The following is an 18926-nucleotide window of genomic DNA, read 5'->3' on the forward strand; positions in this document are numbered from 1 at the left end:
ACTCTCTTCCATTTGCATTGAGCGCAAATGAAAGAGAGTATTTTTTTGTTTGCGAAAAGTTGCAGGTTGGTTACCGTTCTATTCCCACTCGATCGTCGCCGGCGGTTTCGAAGTTACGTCGTACACGATGCGGTTGACGTTGTCGACTTCGTTGACGATACGAACGGAGATTTTCTCCAGAACGTCCCAAGGGATGCGTGCCCAGTCCGCCGTCATGCCGTCGATGGACGTTACGGCGCGGATGCCGACCGTGTACGAATACGTACGCGCGTCGCCCATGACGCCAACGCTCTTCATGTTCGGAAGCGCGGTGAAGTACTGCCAGATCTCGCGATCAAGACCCGCCTTTGCGATTTCGTCGCGCAGAATCGCGTCGGATTCGCGCACGATGTGCAGCTTCTCTTCCGTTACTTCGCCAAGGACGCGAATCGCAAGACCCGGACCAGGGAAAGGCTGGCGCCATACGATCGCCTCGGGCAGGCCGCATTCCTCGCCGACTTTGCGCACTTCGTCCTTGAACAACGCTTTAAGCGGCTCAACAAGCTTGAACTTGATATCTTCAGGCAAGCCGCCAACGTTATGATGCGACTTGATCGTCTGCGCCGTTGCCGTGCCGCTCTCTACGATATCCGTATACAACGTGCCTTGAGCCAGGAATTCGAATTCGTCCAGCTTGTCCGATTCTTCTTGGAACACGTAAATAAATTCGTTGCCGATGATTTTGCGTTTTTGCTCCGGATCGTCGACGCCTTTCAGCTTGCCCATGAACCGGTCGCGCGCGTCGATCTTCAGCACCTTCATATCGAATTTACCGACGAACGTTTCCATGACGCCTTCCGCTTCGCCTTTTCGCAGCAGGCCGTGGTCGATGAACATGCAAGTCAGCTGGTCGCCGATCGCCTTATGCAGCAGGATCGCGACGACGGACGAGTCCACGCCGCCGGACAACGCGCAAAGCACTTTTTTGTTACCGACTTGATCGCGGATCTCGCGGATCGTGTCGTCGATGAACGTCTCCATGGACCAATTGCCGTCGCAGTCGCAGATGTTGTACAGGAAGTTGCGGATCATTTCGTTGCCGAACTGGGAATGGCGCACTTCCGGGTGGAATTGCACGGCGTACAGCTTGCGGTCCGCGTGGCTCATGCCCGCGATCGGGGCGTGTTCCGTGCTTGCGTCCACTTGGAAGCCCGCAGGCGGCTCGATGACGAGGTCGCTGTGGCTCATCCATACCGTCTGAACGCGGTCGAGACCGTGCGCGATATGGCTGCCTTCCACGAATTCGACTTCGGCTTTGCCGTATTCGCGTTTGCCCGCGCGCTCGACTTTGCCGTTCAGTTGATGAGACATCATTTGCATACCGTAGCAGATCCCGAAGATCGGCACGTTCAAATCGTAAATGGCCGGATCCACAAGCGGCGAATTCTCTTCGTATACGCTAGCCGGTCCTCCCGAGAATATGATGCCCTTCGGCGCCAATTCACGGATCCGTTCTACCGGCGTGTTATATGGCAACAGCTCGCTGTACACGCCCAAATCCCGAATGCGGCGCGCAATCAGCTGGTTGTATTGTCCTCCGAAATCGAGAACAACGATAATTTCATTTTGCTTCGTCATGACCGAGCCTCCCTCAATTGATGCAGTAATTATACATAAGCCGCTCAAATAGAGTCAAGGGCGCGAGGCGCGGCTGTACGCGCAACATTCGGGATTTCTCCGACACAATTGGCCGTACTAAATTATAGCTACTGTAACCCCACACGCTGATTACTTGCCTCTCATGCCCATATTCCTTCGTTTGCACCAGATTTACCGGTATGCCCTTCAATCGCACAACCCCTCAAACACACCATTGTATACGAAATTTCGTACACGATCCCAGAGCATGCCCCTAGAACACACCATTGTATACGAAATTTCGTACACGATCCCAGAGCATGCCCCTAGAACACACCATTGTATACGAAATTTCGTACTCGTTCCCCCAGCCTGCCTCTAAAACACGCCATTGTATACGAAATTTCGTACTCGTTCCCCCAGCCTGCCACTCAAACACGCCATTGTATATGAAATTTCATACCTTGTAGCCACGTTAGCCACTTCGCGCAAAAATCCTCCACAGATAGCTCCGTGGAGGACGGGAAACGTTGACGCTTTGTTATTCATGTTACATGCGACCGATTTTTTTTCTGCACTTTCGACGAAGCGTGCTTCTTAGGTTGATGGATTGCCCGGACGCGTTGGAGAAGCACTAGGCAGGTTTGGCGAAGCTCTTCTTCTGCCGGCGCGTTCCGCAATGCCCCCGGAGGTTCGTATCGCGCCGCTTCCAGCCAATGTACCATACGTTCGAGCGCATTGCGTCTTTCTTCGCCAAGCGTCATTCCTAACGTGGCTGCGACCTCACGCACAGTGAACGTACCCGCCGTTTCTTGCGTCGGATGGTTGCCTTGCTTCTTTCTGCCCTGCAGCAGATCAATGACCACTTCGGCTACTAGAATGAGGTTGTTTCGCTGTCGGTCTGCAGCTGCGATTTCGCGAGCGATAGCGGGTCCCGATGCTATCGTAGCTCTCCGCGGACCCAGTCTGGTCGCGAGTTCCGCACGCGCTGACTCGGTCGAGCCGCTTCTTTGGCGTCCGGCTCCGCGAGCGGGCGGATCCGCGATGGAGCCGTTGGCGCTTGCGTTGCGCGCCAGCTGCTCCGTGCTGCCGCCGACGTGGCCGGCACTGCGCGAGAGTAGCTCCTCTCCGCTGCCGCGGCTTTTGCTGCGCGCCAGCTCCGCCAGCGCCAGCTCCGAGCTGGCCGCGCTGTAGCGGCGCAGCGCGCCCCGCAGGCGCAGCCGCTTGCGCTGCGCCGCTGCTACCGCCGCGCCCGCTGCCGCCAGCGCGGCTCCGCCTGCGGCAGCTGCCGCGGCAGGCGATGCCGCCGCGGCATCCGCGGCGCCGCGCGCCGCTTCCGCGAGCGAAGACGCCGCTCGCGCGATGCCCGAGGCCGCTGCCTCCGCCGCGGCCTCGAACCGCTCCAGGCCGCTCGCGCCTGGCGCTAGCCCGGCCGGAGCCGAGCCGTCCGCGTCCGCAGATGTGTCCGCTCCCGGGCCGCCATTGCTCGCGACTGCCGAAGCGACCGTTGCAGCACCGCCGAAGCCCGGGGTCGGATCGAAAGGCACCCATCCCGCCCCGGGAAAATAAACCTCGACCCAAGCATGCGCGTCCGACCCGCGCACTTCGTACACGCGATCGGCCGACGTTTCCGCGCCGGAAATGTCGCCGGTCTGCGCAAGTCCATCGGTCGCGTCGCCCGGCGTGAACCCTTTCACCCAGCGCGCCGGAATGCCTTGGGATCGCAGCATGACGACCATCGCCGTGGAGAAATGCACGCAATACCCTTGACGCTGCTCGAACAGGAAGTGGTCGACGAAGTCGGAGCCTTCCGGGGGCAGCTCGCTGCCCGATTTCGTATATTCGTACGTACTCTCCAAATATTGCTCCACCGCCTTCACCCGGTCATAGCGGCTCGTCATGCCCGCTCCCGCCACTTCGGCGGCAAGCGCGACGACCCGGTTCGGCAGCGAGCCAGGCAGCTGCAAGAACGGCTCCAACTCGTCCTCCGTCATCGTCGCCGACTCTAGAGCGACTCCCTCATCCGCCGAGCTTCCTCCGCCGTCCGCGTGCACGGTTCCTTCTCCGCTGCCGAGTGCACGGAGCGCCTTCGCATCCGTCACGGGCAAATAGCTTCGTACCGAATACCGTTCCAGCTTCACCGTCTCGGAAGATGCATACAACGCGTCCGCGACGTCGTTCTCCAAATAACTTCCAAGCTTCCGCCGTGGATCCGAGGCGATCAGGTCCGTCACTTGCCCTTCTACGCCTGAAGCGAAGATCGGCATGCCCGCCGTAGGCGCTTCCCATACGAGCGTCTGATCGATCTCCCGACCGACAATCGTCTTGTCGGTTTCGTCTTGTCCGCCTGCCGCCGCAGCCGTATTCCCATCCTTGGCCTTTCCGGATACCGGCTTCAGCGTAAGCGGCCATTCCTCGTTGCTCCAGCCTCTTCCGTCATAGGTCGCTTTGGTCTCGCCGCGCCAATACGTGCGTACCGGCGACAGCCCTTTGAACACGACCCGATCGTCGCTGCTCAGCGGCATGCCGAGCTCGCTGTCGTCGAAGCCGTATCCGGTAAGCGCTCTGCCCAACTGCTGCCCGTTCAAATGGCGCATCGTCGCGACGGCTTTGCCGTCGCCGCCGATCGTGGTCATGCTTTGCTGCAGCCGGTCCGTCATGGCCGAAGTCCACTTGGCCGGCGCCAGCTCGCTTTCTTTGTCCACCGTCGCAAGAAGCGCCCCGCCGACAATGACCAGCGTAACGAAAGCCGCCCCGGCAAGCCAGCTTTTGTCGATGTCCTTCAGCCGCTTCTCGCTGATGTCGAGCACTCTCCGCACGCGCGGGACCGCAACGATCGCGGCAAGCAGCAGCCCTTCCGCCGTCGTGCGCAGGAACCCCCCGAGCACGTCCATGCCGAGCCATACATGCAGCAGGCCCAAATAAACGAGCGTAATCGCCGCGATGCCGAGCGACGCCTGCCTGATCCATACGAGCGCCTGCAGCGCGGGAGCCAGCATCGCCCAGCCGACAAACAACATCAGCGTCCGAAGCTCTCCCGACATCGCCCACAAACCGCTTCGCAGCATGAGTGCGACATTGTCTCCGATCATGCCGGGAAATGCCATGAACCATTCCGCGGGACTTTGCCCTTCTCCTCGGTATAGCCACATCAAACAGGCCATGCAAATTGCGGCATGCACGAGGAACGAAAGCATCCATGGCATTCGGAACAACCCCGCGGCGAGCATGCACCCTACGATCGCAAGGAGCGGCATGGGGTGGTAAATGACAGACCATTCCCCCGCTCCGGCCCATGGCATCAGCCACTCCGCAAGCAATCCGAATAACAGGACGCTCGTTAGCAGCCTGTACACGAACGACCCTTCCTCCTGCTGTCCCCGTTCAAACCAGAGCCTTCCGTTCTCCCGCCCGTCTCTATCCGATGGCATACGAATCAGCTCCTTCCCCGGCCGATGCCCATGCCGCGCCAGGTTCGGCCAGCCGCAGCCAGCTTACCCGTATGCCCTGTTTCTCAAGCTCCCGCTGGTTCTCGCGCATGGCGTAAGTCAGCGTATTGCCGTCCATCGCCAAATGCAGCGCCGGCTTGCCGCCTTGCTCCGCCGCATGCGCGGACAACGGCAACCATCGCCCGGTATGCTGCCAGTCTCCGCTGAACACATGCACGGATCCCATTGCCGGCAACGCCGCGCGCGAAATCCAATCGTCGGTCCCCGCATTCGCCCCCCCATCGCCTTCGGGGCGAAGATTTGCCAGCAAACCTAGCAGTTCGTGAAGCCGGTCCCGTTGATAGACTTCCTCCTCCAGCTCGAATGTCCAGCTTGCGGTCGCGACCGTCACGCGGACTCCCGCATCCGACAATTGCCGTGCTTCGAATGCAGCCCTGCTTAGGCATGCGTCGAACCTTGAATCGTTCCGCCCGTAAGCGCCCGCGAACGTGTCGATGAGCAGCAGCGCTTGCCGCGGCCTCTCAGGCACGGATGCTTTGATCCGCAATCCTCTGCCGCGCGCCGCTGCCCGGAAGTCGAGATGGCGAATCGAATCGCCTTCACGGTACGACCGGCTCTCCGGTCCCCATCCCGGGACCGGCTGCTGCATAACCCGGCTGCTATCGCCGAGCGACTCTCCCCAAGCCGCCATGGCATCCGCAGCCGAAGCGGCATCCGCTCCGGGCGTTCTCTCGGAGCTAGCCGAACCATTTGCGGCTTCACCGACGTTCTCGGTCATCGACGGCCAGACGACAAGCTCGCCGCTCGCCGCGATCGATCTCCGAATCGCGGTCAGGCCGAGCCAATCTCCGACCGTAACGGTCATTTCACGGAATCCGTAGACGCCTCTCCGCAAATTTTGAATGGAATACGTGACGGCCGTCCGGCTTTCGGTTCCCGGAATCGCAACGGCACGGTACATTGTCGAGGCAGGCGACATCACGCGGCCATTCTCCGCCGTTTCTTCTACGGTGACCCATACGAATGGAATACGCCAACGCCGCTCGATCACGACTTTGATCTCCGCGCCATCTCCCGCGACGGCAGCTTCCTGCTGCAAGAAACGCGCGGCCGATAACCCTCTCGAAGCTGCAAAAGGCATTACGCCGCTAAATACCGTGATGCCGAGCAGCACCGAAGCGGCATACCATTCTAACGCGCCTCCGCGGATAACAGCCGCTGCCGAGCAGCCGGCCAGCGCCACGATAATAAGGCTCCACGCGATCCATCTTGTCCTGTAGCGATTCACCCCGCCGTGGACCGAGCTCCGATCATGTTCCGCCTTTTCGCCGTCGCGCCCGGATCCTCTCACCTGACTTGCATCCGCCCTGCCCGCCGTCATCGCCGCCCCCTGCTTCCGTACACGGCTCCCGCTTCCGGCGGGAACGGGGTTTCCCGAATGATTCGGCGAATGATCGTTTCCGCGTCCGCGCCGAACGAACCCGCGCCTTTGAAGGACAGCCGATGAGGGAGCACGGACTCCGCGGTCTTCAGTAGATCATCCGGGATGACGTACCCTCTTCCTTCCATATAGGAAGCCGCTTGCGCAGCGCGCAGCCAGTCCCGAAGCGCGCGCGGACTTAGGCCAAGCGCGATCTCGTGCGAACGCCTGCTGGCGTCGGCCACGGCTACCATATACTCCAGCAGCGATGGATGCACATGTGACTGCCTGGCTTCGGCCTGCATCTGCAGCCACTCCTGGGTTGCGATCACGGGCCGCACCCTTTCCGCCTCCATTCTTCTGCCGGCCGCGTATTGCTCCAAAATCCGTTTCTCGTCAGCCGTTCCCGGATAACCGATGGAGAGCCGCATCATGAACCGATCCATCTGCGCTTCCGGAAGCCGGTTCGTTCCTTCGAAAGCAAGCGGATTCTGCGTCGCGATCAGCATGAAAGGCACGGGCAGCCTTCTCGTTTTCCCTTCGACCGTCACCCTCCGCTCTTCCATCGCTTCGAGGAGCGCCGATTGGGTGCGCGGCGACGTCCGGTTGATCTCGTCCGCCAGTACGACGTTCGCCATGATCGGCCCGGGACGGAATTGCAGCTCGCCGGACTTGCCGTCCAGCACGACTCCGCCCGTCACGTCGGCGGGCAGCATGTCGGATGTAAATTGAATGCGCTTGAACTCGCCTCCGACGGTTCTGGCCATCGCCTGTGCCAGCATCGTTTTGCCTACGCCGGGAATATCCTCGAGCAGCACGTGGCCGCCGGCCAGCATCGCGGTTAATAGCTGTTTGATGACGTCTTGTTTGCCGACCAGCACTTGCTCTACTTTGACCTGAAGCCGGTGGAGCAGCACCTGCGGCGGCTCCGCCCATGCATGGTTTGTATCCCTGCCTGGTTGATCGTATTCGTTATCCGTTCCTATGAATTGGGGAGTTATCATCACTGTCGCCTCCTGAAAAATAAATCTATCTATTTTTCAGTGTCGCCAGCTTCTACCTGATTTAGACCTGCTAGATTCGGCTTCATGAGAGAATCCAAACCTCTCTCCGCTCCTTGGTAAACACGTAATCCTCGATTTCCATGCCGAATTGCTCCAACGTCGCGCGGATCGGCACGTCCAGCCTCTCCTCGTCTCCCGGCTTCGGCGGGAAGCTATCCGTCAGCCAGAACCACTGCCGTTCCTCGAGCGTAACTTCGATGACGCCTTCCTCTTCGTCCAGCGCGGCAGTGCCACCTAGCCACTCGCTCAGCTTGCCAAGCGGTACATGGATGGAACCGTTCACCAGCTCGTATTCGGATGGATCGAGTTCGAGCGTATCGTCCCCGCGATGGACGATCAGAACGGGCTCCGGCTGCCGCGCGGCGCCAGCCCCTCGATCCAGCTTCGCCGCGAAAGCGACGAGCGACTTTTTGTCCGCTTCGGCCACGTCGCCGCGGCTCCATTTGGGCTTGTTCGCGAGATGGAATTGCATCGGCTCCGTCTTCTCGTCCAGCGTCTTGAAGGAATACCCGAGCTTCTTGTAATAATCGATGATGGCGGGCAGCGCTTTGACCGTCTCCTCGTGTCCCCCGCTGTCGTGCATGAGCACGTTAAGCGTGTCTGCGAGCTTGGAGCCGCGCACATTCGCGATAATCTCGGAAGCCGGAACGCCAAGGCGCTTGGAATCGCCGCTGTCGACATTCCAGTCGTGCACGCGATAGCCGGCTGCTCTCATCGCGTCGAAATACCCTTTGTCGAAGTTCGCGTACGTCCCTCCGGGCGCTCTGACGAGCGTCGTGCGAATGCCCACAGCGTTATGGATCGCATCGTCCGTTTTCATGATTTGCCCCGCAAAATTTTTGAAGCTGCCGTACAGTTCCTTGTACACGTGATTGTAAGTATGATTGCCGATCGCATGTCCCTCATTCGCAATTCTTCTAACGATATCGGGATGGCGCTCCACTTGCTCCCCCAACAGGAAAAACGTCGCATGCACGCCAGCCTTTTTCAATATATCGAGCACCGCGGGCGTATGCTGGCTCGGACCGTCGTCGAAGGTCAAATATACGACTTTGCCGCTCGCCTGTCCGGCTTTGCCACCCTTCGCGGTGCCGCTTTCCGCAGCCTTGCCCTCCGCCGTCGTCGCGCCTCCTACTTCACCGTCTCCGTCGTTCGTCCCTTTTCCCACGCTTGTGTCCGCTTCCGCTCCTGCTCCCTTGTCGGCGCCCGCACCCGTTTCTGCAGCAGGTTCATCACCGATCCCGACGTTCCCCGCGTCCTCTCCGTTCCCCGCGTCCGCGCTTGCCCCTGCTTGTCCGACATTCGCCCCTCTATCGTTTGGCGCTCCTGCTCGCTCCGGCTGGCCCCCAGGCCTCGCCAGCAGCGTCTTCGCCTCGTATTGGTACGTAATCGTTCTCATATCATTGCTAGTGCCGGCCGCTCCCGCAGCCACTCCCTTGAACATAAACCCGCCATCCAAATGCATCATGCCGAACCAAAGAACCGTCGCGCACAAAGAAGCTTGTACCATCCGTCTCATCCGGAATGCCACCATCCTCTATCAGTAGGTATGTACCAATTACCGAATTGATAGAGTATATGAAGGGCAGCCCTAGTAAATGACAACGCCGACTATTTAATAATGTTGTTGAGAAAAACTCCTATCGGAGTAATTCTTTTGATCACACAGGACATGCTACTGAAGCTTCGGTTCTCCCCCCTTTCGCCTGAACGCATAGAATGCGAGCAGCAGTGCCGGTACCAATGCAATACTCAAGTCGTAATAAGGCCAACCCTCTACGATGATGTTATTGTAATAGACGATATTGGGGGCAAACGTCACGCTCAGCAGGAGAAGGACGAGACCGACCGGCACGGAGAAGGAACGGTAGTCTTTCAAGCCGAACAGTTGAGACAGTCCGATTTGCAGCGCGAATAAGTTCACAGTAAGCTTGAAGAAAGAGGATATGATCCACATGAAAGCCAGGAAAGCTTCGACCCTTTCGATAAAATCGCCAACGTTAATCCTTTTGGCCAGCGTAAAGGTAGGATAAATATGCCTCTCGGTTATATTGGTTCCCAGCACCGCCACGCAAAGCACAATAACGACCAATATGATAATTCCTCCGATCAGCGCCCCGTAAAAGAAAGAACGCGCGACGTCCTTCGGCTCCTTCCGTGCAACCCGCGGCATGATCATTAACAATCCGATCAATTCTACGAAGCAATAGGTCAAGCTAATCATAGTGCCGCTAAAGACGGGAGCGAACCCTTTCTCCATGACCGGCTCCAGCATATGCAAGTTCATTTGCGGCAATAGCGCCATAGAGAACAGAATGAATACGAGCATGAAACAGATAAACAAGATCTCTCCGGCCCTGGCGAATGCCTCCAGCCCTCCGCTGACCGACATCACGACGATGACGAGAAACAGACCGAGAATCGCCATATTCGGCGTTTCCGGCATAATATGCGTATTCATGAAATCGCCAATTTCCTTAACAATGGCCACTCCGACGAATAGCGGATGGGTAAGAAACAAAAGCGAGATCGCCCCTCCGACCCACCTTCCGAGCTTCTTCATCAGATTCTGTACCAGCGATAGCTCCGGATCTACCTTGTACGCGTAGAAAAACAAAAGAAGGAAAGGTACGGCGAGCAGCATCCCGAGCGCCATCGCCAGCCAGGAATCCTGTTTCGAGCTTGCTAGCAGCAAACCAGGCATGACAAGTATGGAATCGCCAACGACCATGAAGCATGTAAGGATGGCGAATTGCTTCAAGCTGATTTTCCCTTTGTCCAACGAGCTCCCTTCTCTCCTCTTTATTTCAGTAACTCGCCCATCCATCGGCCGATCGGCGAATAGAGGACGCCCATCCAGCCGAGCGTAACGGGCAGCTTCACATCCATGCTGTATGCAATCAGTCCTCCCGCTCCGACGATAAACAAAACGATGTAGCATGCCGCGTCGCGCTTTCGAGCCTCTCGAGCCAGGTTTGGAATCTCTATGACGGCCATGGCCATCGCGATTGCGATGATACCGATCACAACCCACATGAACAGCTACTCCTTCATATTTTTGATAAATGAATTGTTCACCGAGCCCAAATTCTTGATCTCCGCTTTCACGTCAATCTCCACCGGCAAAGCGCTGAATCGTGTACCCCAGTCATCCTTCATCTGCTCCCAGATGCGGGGATACTTCCGATGAATGAGCTTGCCGAATCCGAAAATATCCGCTCCGTATTTTTTCTGGACTTGCGATATCGTCTTCGATAGCATGGAGCCCAGCTTCCGCTCCGCCTCCTTCTCCAGCTCCTTTATGGTCTGCTCATCGGTTAGATCGACATCGCATGCTACTTCTCCAACATTGGCCTTTATTCGCTGGAGAATGGACATAGAGACTTCTCCGTCTTTCGCCTTCGGCTTCAGCTTCGACTTCGCTTCCACGATCTCCAGCGTCAGCTTGCCGCCGGACGGGCAGGGAATATGCATCACGGTGTTCTTCACGTTGTTCGTCAAATAATTGTAAGCCGCGCTCTGCTTATCGTTCAGCCATCCGACCAGCCGATCTTCCTTTAAGACGGCAAGGCCGCTGACTTTCAATACGCCCGGCAGCCGGATGCGCTGAATATTCTCCTTTGTTTGGGCGATGTCTTTGTTGCCGTAAAGCTGTATGCCCGTCATGACCGCGCTTTCGCCCGAGTCGCTCTCCAGATGCATAAGCAGCTCATCCAACCGGATTGCTTTGGTCGACGCCCACGCCTTTTCCGAAGCTTTAAGCATGTCGAACACTTTAACCGATGGAATCCTGTCCATCTGCGTGAACACATTAAGCAGATCGGAGGCGCTAGTGCCTCTGGCTAACACGACATCAAAATCCGCGCGGGCTTCGTGATCCCTTGAGATAAAATCAAGCACTTCGCTAATGCCCGCCTTCGCTTGCTCCTCACTAATGACAAGGATGCGCAAATGCGAAAGATAAATTTTGCGAGGACTGGAGGTCGTCATCTTGCGCAAAGCCTCGAATATCGTGGGCTGCTTCTCTCGATACTCTATGATGCTTGAATAATCCGCTGGCGTTTTTGGATTTAATGTCTCCGGGTTAACGACCTGCATGGATACGGTAAATTGATCGCCCGTTTTGTCAATCCCCATGCCTACCGCTATGGCCAGCGAATTCATTTCGCGTCTGTTCCAGCAGCCTGCGCTTAGCAACGACGCGCCCAGCAGCGCGACGCATAACAAGGACTTCCCTATAGGCCTCCACATCCTGAACCGCCTCCCGCGAGCCCGAACAACCGGATAGTTACGTTTCGTTTCGAGAAGCTTTTTTTCTCTGTCTCGTCAAGTTGCCGCGGCTCAGCAGCCTTGGTCTCTTCAGCATGGCCCACATCGGAAAGCGCATGAGCGTATCCTTCTGGTCGGCGAAGTTAAACGGCGCGAGCGGCGTCATATATGGGATGCCGAAGGAGTTCAGCCGGCATAGATGCAAGACGAGGGCGATAAAGCCGACGATTATGCCGAACACGCCGAAGGAAGCGGCAAGTCCCATAAAGAGGAACCGCAGCATTCTTACGGAAATGGATAGGTTGAAAGAAGGCAGCACGAAGCTGGAAATCGCCGTAATGGATACTACGATAACCATAGCCGCCGAGACGATTCCCGCCTCGACCGCCGCTTGTCCGATGACAAGCGTGCCAACGATCGATACCGCTTGTCCAACCGGGCGAGGCATCCTGACACCCGCTTCCCGCAAAATCTCGAATGTAACCTCCATCAAGATCGCTTCTATAAAAGCCGGAAACGGAACGCCTTCTCTCTGCGACGCCAAACTAATGAGCATTGAAGTCGGCATCATCTCCTGATGAAACGTCGTAATCGCGATGTATACGGAAGGCACGAATAAGGCGATCGCGAAGCTAATAAACCGGAGAATGCGCACAAGGGTGCTTATATCCGCGCGTTGGTAATAGTCTTCCGGCGATTGGAATAATTCAACGAATATGGCCGGCACCATAAGGACAAACGGAGTGCCGTCAATGATAATCGCCACCCTGCCCTCCAGCAGCCCAGCTGCCACCACATCCGGACGTTCGGTATGGAACACCGTCGGGAACGGCGTGTAAACGCCGTCCTGTATCAGTTCCTCGATATAGCTGCTTTCCAGTATCGCGTCGATGTCAATGGCGTCGAGGCGACTCCGCACCTCGTCTACGATGGACTCTCTTGCCGTTCCATTCATAAAGGCGATGGCTACCGCGGTTTGCGAGGACTTGCCTATGAATTTGGTTTCTATCCACAGCTTGGGATCTTTGATCTTCCGCCGAATCATCGAAGTGTTCGTTCGGATATTTTCGGAGAATCCTTCCCGCGGTCCCCGTACGACAGTCTGCGCCGCGGGTTCGGTGACGCCGCGCTCCTCCCAACCCCGCATTTCGATCGCAATCGCGATGCTGCAGCCTTCAAGAATCAAAACGGCGCATCCTGTAAGCGCCGCATTAAGGATTGCGTCCCGATCCTCCAGCTCAACGATTCCCCCGGCCGGCAAAATGTACTCGATAATATTGCGGATCAGGGACAACTCCGTCTCGTCCCTCTCCCGCTTCCGAAAAGCCGCCGCCTCCTCCATCGACATGAGCGGCTTCATAATAAATTCCTGCACATGCTCCAGATTGACCAGCCCGTCGGTATAAATGATTGCCGCTTTGTTCGCTTCGGAGAAGCTAATCCTAAACTCGCGGATGACAAGGTCGCAGCTATGGCCAAGCTGCTCTCTGATCCAATCCATCGCCTCCTGCAGACTCTCCGGCAAGGGATTTTTTATCGTCTTCTCCTTGTTCAAGTCAAGTGACACCTCCCCGCTCCGCCTGTTTCCTGACCCTATTGTTTCCAATAACGCTATTTTTACTCCGACGATTCAATAACGAATGCGCAAACCAATGCATGTATTTTCTTGCTTCCTGCTGTTTTCGTGGGCTGTGCGTCACCATTCGTAGTTAAGACTGTGTAACGGCTGCCACAGAGGTTAAATGCCTCATTTAGGCTTTTTTGAGAATGTAACGGTTGCGGTGGAGCTTAATTGGCGAAAAAAGCTGAAATATGGTGGTCTACCACGTAATTAAGCTCCGTCACAACCGTTACATTTCGGAAGCGGGCGTTTGAGCTGAAATAGCCACTGTGGTAACCGTTAGATCCTCGCCACACGTCACACGCCACTCAGCCCTAAGCACAACTTGGTGTCGTACATAGTTCCTTGACAATGAAAAAGGCTGGTGCCGAGTGTGAACACTTGGCTCCAGCCTTTATACAGACGCAGCTTCCCCTTCCTCCAGCCGTCGTTACCGTTTTTTCTTCAAACTTCTAACGGCCTCAAGCACTTCCTCCGCGTGCCCTTTCACCTTTACTTTGCGCCACTCCCGCGCAAGATTGCCCTTCGCATCTATAAGGAAGGTCGAACGGACAATGCCCATGTACTCCCGGCCGTACAGCTTCTTTAGCTGCCATACGCCGTACAGCTCGCATACTTTATGTCCCTCATCGGAGAGGAGAAGATAGGGCAGCTCCTTCTTCAAAATAAAATTTTGATGCGACTTCACGCTATCCCCACTTATGCCGAGAACGACGGTATTCTCTTCCTCATACAAATGGTGCGCGTCTCTCATATCGCAAGCTTGCTCCGTGCAGGTGGGAGTCATATCCTTGGGGTAGAAAAATATGACGACGTTTTTGCCGCGCAAATCCATAAGCGAAACGACTTCCCCGTTAGACGCGAGCAGCTTGAATTTCGGAGCTTTTTTGCCTATTTCGATAGTCATGATCGTAATTTCCTTTCGTTATAAGCATTAGCTTAAGATCCCGCCCCGCGATACTTCTTCACGCCATGATTCCAGAAGGCTAGTCCAAGACCGAATACGACAAGGCCCATAACCGGGGTAAGCAGCGCGAGCTGCGACAAGTCGTCGGCCTTCTTCTCCAGAAAGTAAGACGCCGGAATAACCCCGACGAAAGCGAATGGCAGCAGCCACGTCAGCATGAAACGAATGATTTTGTTATAAATGTTGACGGGATACCGCCCGTAATTCTGAATGTTGTAAATAAGCGGAACGATGCCTGTCGGCGCGTCCGAGTAGAACGAAATCGCGCTGAGCGCCGTGTAGACGCCCGCGTAGATCATGACCGCTCCGAGCACGAGAAGCAGCAGGACGAGCATATCCAAGACTTCGAACGGCAAGCCGAGCTGCGTCCAGCAGATGCCCATGATGACGGCGCCGACGAAGGAGCCGATCAGCGAAGGCGGATCGACGTTCTCGAGCAAGACCTGGAACAAGCTATGGGCGGGACGGGTGAGGACGCGGTCCATTTCCCCTTTGACAATATACCGTTCACTGAAATTCCAAATCCCGAAAAACGTGCTGAACACTCCGTACGGAATCATGAAGAAGCCATATACGAACACGACCTCTGCCTCCGACCAGCCCCCGAGCGACGGCGTATGCTGGAACACGACCAGGATGAAGATCAGGTTCATCCCCTGGAACAACAGGTCCGAGAGGACCTCGATCCAGAAGTCAGCGCGGTAGGTTAACCTCGTCTTCGCATAGTTTTTGATGTATTCCCAGAATAACGTCAAATATCTGATCATCGCTTACCCTCCCTGCACGAACAGCCGCTTGCGCGCCGCCCGCCATGTCAGCCAAATCGGGATGAGCAGCACCGCGAACCAAAGCGCTTGAAGCCCGAACACCCCTGCCGCTTCGCTAAGCGGCGTCCGCCCCGTGAATACCGCGCTCGGCAAATACGTGATCGCCTGGAACGGCAGCCATTGCATGATGCCCGACAGCCAGCCCGGGAAGAAGGCGATCGGCACGACGACGCCGGAGAACAGATCGACCATGACACGTTTCATCCGCATCATGCCTTCGTTGTTTTCCACGAAAAAGGCGAACAGCCCCGTCAAAATATTGATTTGCGAATTGATCAAGAAGCTGAAGAACAACATGACCAGGTAGATTAGCCATACGGTAGGATCCGTCGGCAGCTTCACCGGGAACAGCAAGCAGACGATGGCCAGTCCAGGAATCATGAACAGGATGAACCGGAACAGCCCTTCGCCGAAACCCTGCATCATTTTCACGAGCAAATACGAATAAGGCCGGATTAGCTGGACGGAGACGCTCCCGTCGCGAATTTCGTTCGCGATTTCCCGGTCCAGATTGTTGAAATAAAACGCGCGCGCCATCCAAGAGACGGCGATGTACGTTGTCATCTGGGGTACCGTGAAGCCGGCCAGCGACTCCTGGCTCCCGTAGATGGCTTGCCATAGAAAGTAATAAGCGCCGATATTAATGGCATAAATAACGATACCGCTGTAATAGTTAACCCGATAAGCGAGCATCATGAGAAACCGGATGCGGATAAAGTCGAGATAGGCGCTCGTCATGAAGAAGCAATCTCCTTCTTGGCCGCGGCCGCCTCGGCCGAACCCGATTGATAGATCGCCCGCACGATTTCGTCCGTGTTCGTTTCGAATATTTTGATGTCGCGAATATCCGCCCCGCCAACGACCCGAGCCATCGCGTCGGACACGCTGACCGCATGCGGCACGAACAGCTTCGCCGTCACTTCGTTCTCCACCGTCCACGCGACGTCCAATCCTTCCGTCAGCGCCTTCAGCTTGCCGATCGATGTATGGGCGCCGAATTGGAACTGGATTTCGCGGCCTTTGCTCCACTTCGTTTTGAGCTCTTCCAGACCGCCGTCATAAATGATCCGGCCGTCGTCGAGCATGATGACACGCGAGCATAACGCCTCGATGTCTTGCAAATCGTGCGTCGTCAGCAGGATCGTTGTTCCTTCCTCCCTGTTCATCTGCATCAGGAAATCGCGAATCTCCGTCTTCACGACGATATCCAGTCCGATCGTCGGCTCATCAAGAAACAAAATCGACGGATTATGCAGCAGCGACGCGACCAGCTCGCAGCGCATCCGCTGACCGAGACTAAGCTTCCTTACGGGACGGTTCAGAAGATCGCCCAATTGAAGCCGTTCCACTAGATTGTCGAGCCGTTTGCGGAAATCTTGCTCCGACACCCGATAGACTTTGCGGAGCAGCTGGAACGATTCGATGACGCCGATATCCCACCAGAGCTGGGAGCGTTGTCCGAACACGACGCCGATCCCGTTCACGAACTTCTCCCTATCCTTGAACGGGACGAAGCCGTTCACTTTCAACTGGCCGGCGGTCGGCACGAGAATGCCCGTCAGCATTTTGATCGTCGTCGACTTGCCCGCCCCGTTCTCCCCGATGTAGCCGCAAATCTCGCCCTGGGGAATTTGGAACGAAATATCTTTGACCGCCCGAACCTCTCTATATTCGCGCTTGAACAAATCCTTGAACGCGCCCGACAATCCTTCGCGGTTTTTCTGAACGCGGAAGTCCTTGCGCAAATCTTTGACATCAATAGCTAGCATGACGCGTTTACAGCCCCTCTCGCTTCGACATTTCCTGGGAAATAGCGATTATATTGTACCCCAAATGATAAAACTTGCAACTAGATGCGTCAGAGCTTTATAATTTAATGCGTGTTCAAAAAGTCTGGTTTTCAGCACCGAGAAGATTGGATGAAGCTAGAAAATGAGGAGCGGAGCGTAGTGTTAGCTACGTGAGCACCGGAAGTTTCGGCTGAATTCAAGATTCGATGTCGAATAAACTACCTGATATACTTCGTGATCAAAAGCGGGCTTTTTGAACAACCACTTTTATGATATGTAATCATACATCAGTTATCATGGGGCGTAAACGGGCGATCGTGCGGTGAGTGCTTGCAGCTCGGCCTTATCGCGGCCACACTCATGTTCTGAATCAACTTGGCTTTTAACCGAAAGGAGACCTTTCACGCAATGCGTACTCGGTCAGAGAAACCAAAACAAAAATCACGCTGGAAATGGCTATTCATAACGTTATCGATCATAGCCGTTTTGGCTATCGCGGGCTTAGTCTATTGGGGCGTTGGCGTTTATAGCGCGTTAGATGATTTCAGCAAATCACCTGAAGAATCCCGATTCACCGACATCGCGCCGGACAAAACCGTCGAGGTTCCGAAGTGGGAAGGCAAGGAACGCGTCAACATTCTGCTGCTTGGCGGCGACGCCCGCGAAGCGGACGAGAACGGCATCGCCCGTTCGGACTCCATCTTGGTCGCATCGTTCGATCCGGTGACGAAGAAGGCTCATCTGTTCTCCGTTCTCCGAGACACGTACGCGCCAATCGACGAACACGGCATGGGACGGATCAACACCGCCATCACGATGGGCGGCCCCAGCTTGGCGATGAAAGCGGTCGGCGATATGCTCGGCCTCGAAATTCAATATTACGTGTATACCGACTTCGAAGGATTCAAAGCGCTCATCGACACGATCGGCGGCATCTACTTTGACGTTGAGAAGGACATGCATTATACGGACAACGCGGACGGCAACCGTTACGACATCGATCTGAAGAAAGGCTACCAGCTGCTGGACGGCGACAAAGCGCTGCAATACGTTCGTTTCCGCCATGACGCGATGAGCGACTACACGCGGACGGAACGGCAGCGGAACTTCCTCAAGGCGGTAGCTTCCGAGCTGCAATCGACATGGAATATCATTAAGATGAAAGAAATTTTGGAGAGCGTCTCCCCTTACATCGAGACGAACCTGTCCGTAACCGATATGCTGAAGCTCGGCCAGCTTGGCGTCGAAAGCCATGTCGGCGGAACGGCGCAGATTCCTCCGATGGATCTCGTCAGCGAGGAGCATGTAGGCGGGGCGTCCGTCATCGGCATTCGCGACGACGACGCTCTTATCGGCTACGTGCAGGAAGTGCTTTCGGCGGACGAGACGATTCCGACGCCTTCGGAGTCCCCCGGCGTTGAAGGCTCGGATAACACGAGCTCAAACGACGGCGGAGGCGACAGTAACGGAACAAGCGGCAATTCCGGTTCCTCCCGCAGCTCTGGCGGCAGCGACAACACGAGCAGCCGCAGCCGCTAAAGCTTCCGACGGGCCGCTTTTTATTTCACGAATCTTGCCATAGGATACGACTTCGGACAATAGAGCACCCCGCGTGCTCTATTTCCTTGTCCGGCAACGGATTCGGGACGTTGATCCAGAATGCTAACGGAAGCCGCTGCCGCTATTCGACCCATTTTGTCCGATTTGAATAGCTAACGGAAACATGAAGCCTTATTTATGTTTCTCAGTCTGAAACACGCCATTTTCAATAGAATAAGAGCTATTGGTTCCGTTGCTATGAACGTTTTAGTCAAGCCCTTGCATTTTGCACCACCAAAACACTAGGCGCGGGAGCAAATAAGCGAGCGACGGTCGGCACGCTGCTATCCGTGGGTTGGTTAC

At 56.1% G+C, this 18926-nt stretch carries 14 protein-coding genes; 1 reads left to right on the forward strand and 13 read right to left on the reverse strand.

Annotation, left to right across the window (positions count from 1 at the left end):
• Window positions 1-78 precede the first annotated feature (78 nt).
• The 13 genes from guaA to RB620_RS24425 all read right to left on the reverse strand — a co-directional run bounded on the left by guaA (window position 79) and on the right by RB620_RS24425 (window position 17003).
• A complete protein-coding gene (guaA, locus tag RB620_RS24365; protein ID WP_308098946.1) occupies window positions 79-1617 on the reverse strand; it encodes a glutamine-hydrolyzing GMP synthase in 1539 nt (512 codons plus the stop codon).
• Window positions 1618-2162: 545 nt separating this feature from the next.
• Window positions 2163-5048: a transglutaminase-like domain-containing protein gene (locus tag RB620_RS24370; protein WP_308098947.1), complete on the reverse strand. Its 2886-nt coding sequence runs from the start codon at window positions 5046-5048 to the stop codon at window positions 2163-2165.
• Entirely contained in the window at window positions 5035-6447 is a 1413-nt protein-coding gene (locus tag RB620_RS24375) for a DUF58 domain-containing protein (RefSeq protein WP_308098949.1), read from the reverse strand. The genes RB620_RS24370 and RB620_RS24375 overlap by 14 nt, the downstream gene beginning before the upstream one ends.
• Complete coding sequence (locus RB620_RS24380) at window positions 6444-7490, reverse strand: AAA family ATPase (RefSeq protein ID WP_308098950.1); 1047 nt, start codon at window positions 7488-7490, stop codon at window positions 6444-6446. The genes RB620_RS24375 and RB620_RS24380 overlap by 4 nt, the downstream gene beginning before the upstream one ends.
• Before the next feature lie 82 nt (window positions 7491-7572).
• Window positions 7573-9069 (reverse strand): polysaccharide deacetylase family protein, encoded by a 1497-nt coding sequence (locus RB620_RS24385; protein ID WP_308098951.1) that lies wholly within the window; start codon window positions 9067-9069, stop codon window positions 7573-7575.
• 156 nt (window positions 9070-9225) lie between these two features.
• Window positions 9226-10332, reverse strand: a complete 1107-nt coding sequence (locus RB620_RS24390; protein ID WP_308098952.1) for a GerAB/ArcD/ProY family transporter — start codon at window positions 10330-10332, stop codon at window positions 9226-9228.
• A gap of 20 nt (window positions 10333-10352) precedes the next feature.
• The gene (locus RB620_RS24395) at window positions 10353-10586 is read right to left on the reverse strand and encodes a hypothetical protein (RefSeq protein WP_308098953.1); all 234 of its coding nucleotides are present in this window, start codon (window positions 10584-10586) and stop codon (window positions 10353-10355) included.
• A 6-nt stretch (window positions 10587-10592) separates the two neighbouring features.
• The gene (locus RB620_RS24400; protein ID WP_308098954.1) at window positions 10593-11801 is read right to left on the reverse strand and encodes a Ger(x)C family spore germination protein; all 1209 of its coding nucleotides are present in this window, start codon (window positions 11799-11801) and stop codon (window positions 10593-10595) included.
• 37 nt (window positions 11802-11838) lie between these two features.
• Window positions 11839-13374: a spore germination protein gene (locus RB620_RS24405; RefSeq protein ID WP_308098956.1), complete on the reverse strand. Its 1536-nt coding sequence runs from the start codon at window positions 13372-13374 to the stop codon at window positions 11839-11841.
• Window positions 13375-13870: 496 nt separating this feature from the next.
• Window positions 13871-14347, reverse strand: coding sequence for a thioredoxin-dependent thiol peroxidase (gene bcp, locus RB620_RS24410; RefSeq protein ID WP_308098958.1), 477 nt, complete (start codon window positions 14345-14347; stop codon window positions 13871-13873).
• Between the two features lie 32 nt (window positions 14348-14379).
• Entirely contained in the window at window positions 14380-15174 is a 795-nt protein-coding gene (locus RB620_RS24415) for an ABC transporter permease (protein ID WP_308098959.1), read from the reverse strand.
• A gap of 3 nt (window positions 15175-15177) precedes the next feature.
• Window positions 15178-15972 (reverse strand): ABC transporter permease, encoded by a 795-nt coding sequence (locus RB620_RS24420; protein ID WP_308098960.1) that lies wholly within the window; start codon window positions 15970-15972, stop codon window positions 15178-15180.
• The gene (locus tag RB620_RS24425; RefSeq protein ID WP_308098961.1) at window positions 15969-17003 is read right to left on the reverse strand and encodes an ABC transporter ATP-binding protein; all 1035 of its coding nucleotides are present in this window, start codon (window positions 17001-17003) and stop codon (window positions 15969-15971) included. Before RB620_RS24425 ends, RB620_RS24420 begins: the two co-directional genes overlap by 4 nt.
• A gap of 429 nt (window positions 17004-17432) precedes the next feature.
• Between RB620_RS24425 and RB620_RS24430 the strand changes: the two genes are divergently transcribed.
• Window positions 17433-18563, forward strand: a complete 1131-nt coding sequence (locus RB620_RS24430) for an LCP family protein (protein WP_308098962.1) — start codon at window positions 17433-17435, stop codon at window positions 18561-18563.
• The last annotated feature ends 363 nt before the right edge of the window (window positions 18564-18926 follow it).

This window comes from Paenibacillus sp. LHD-117, from assembly GCF_030929555.1.
GTDB lineage: Bacteria > Bacillota > Bacilli > Paenibacillales > Paenibacillaceae > Pristimantibacillus.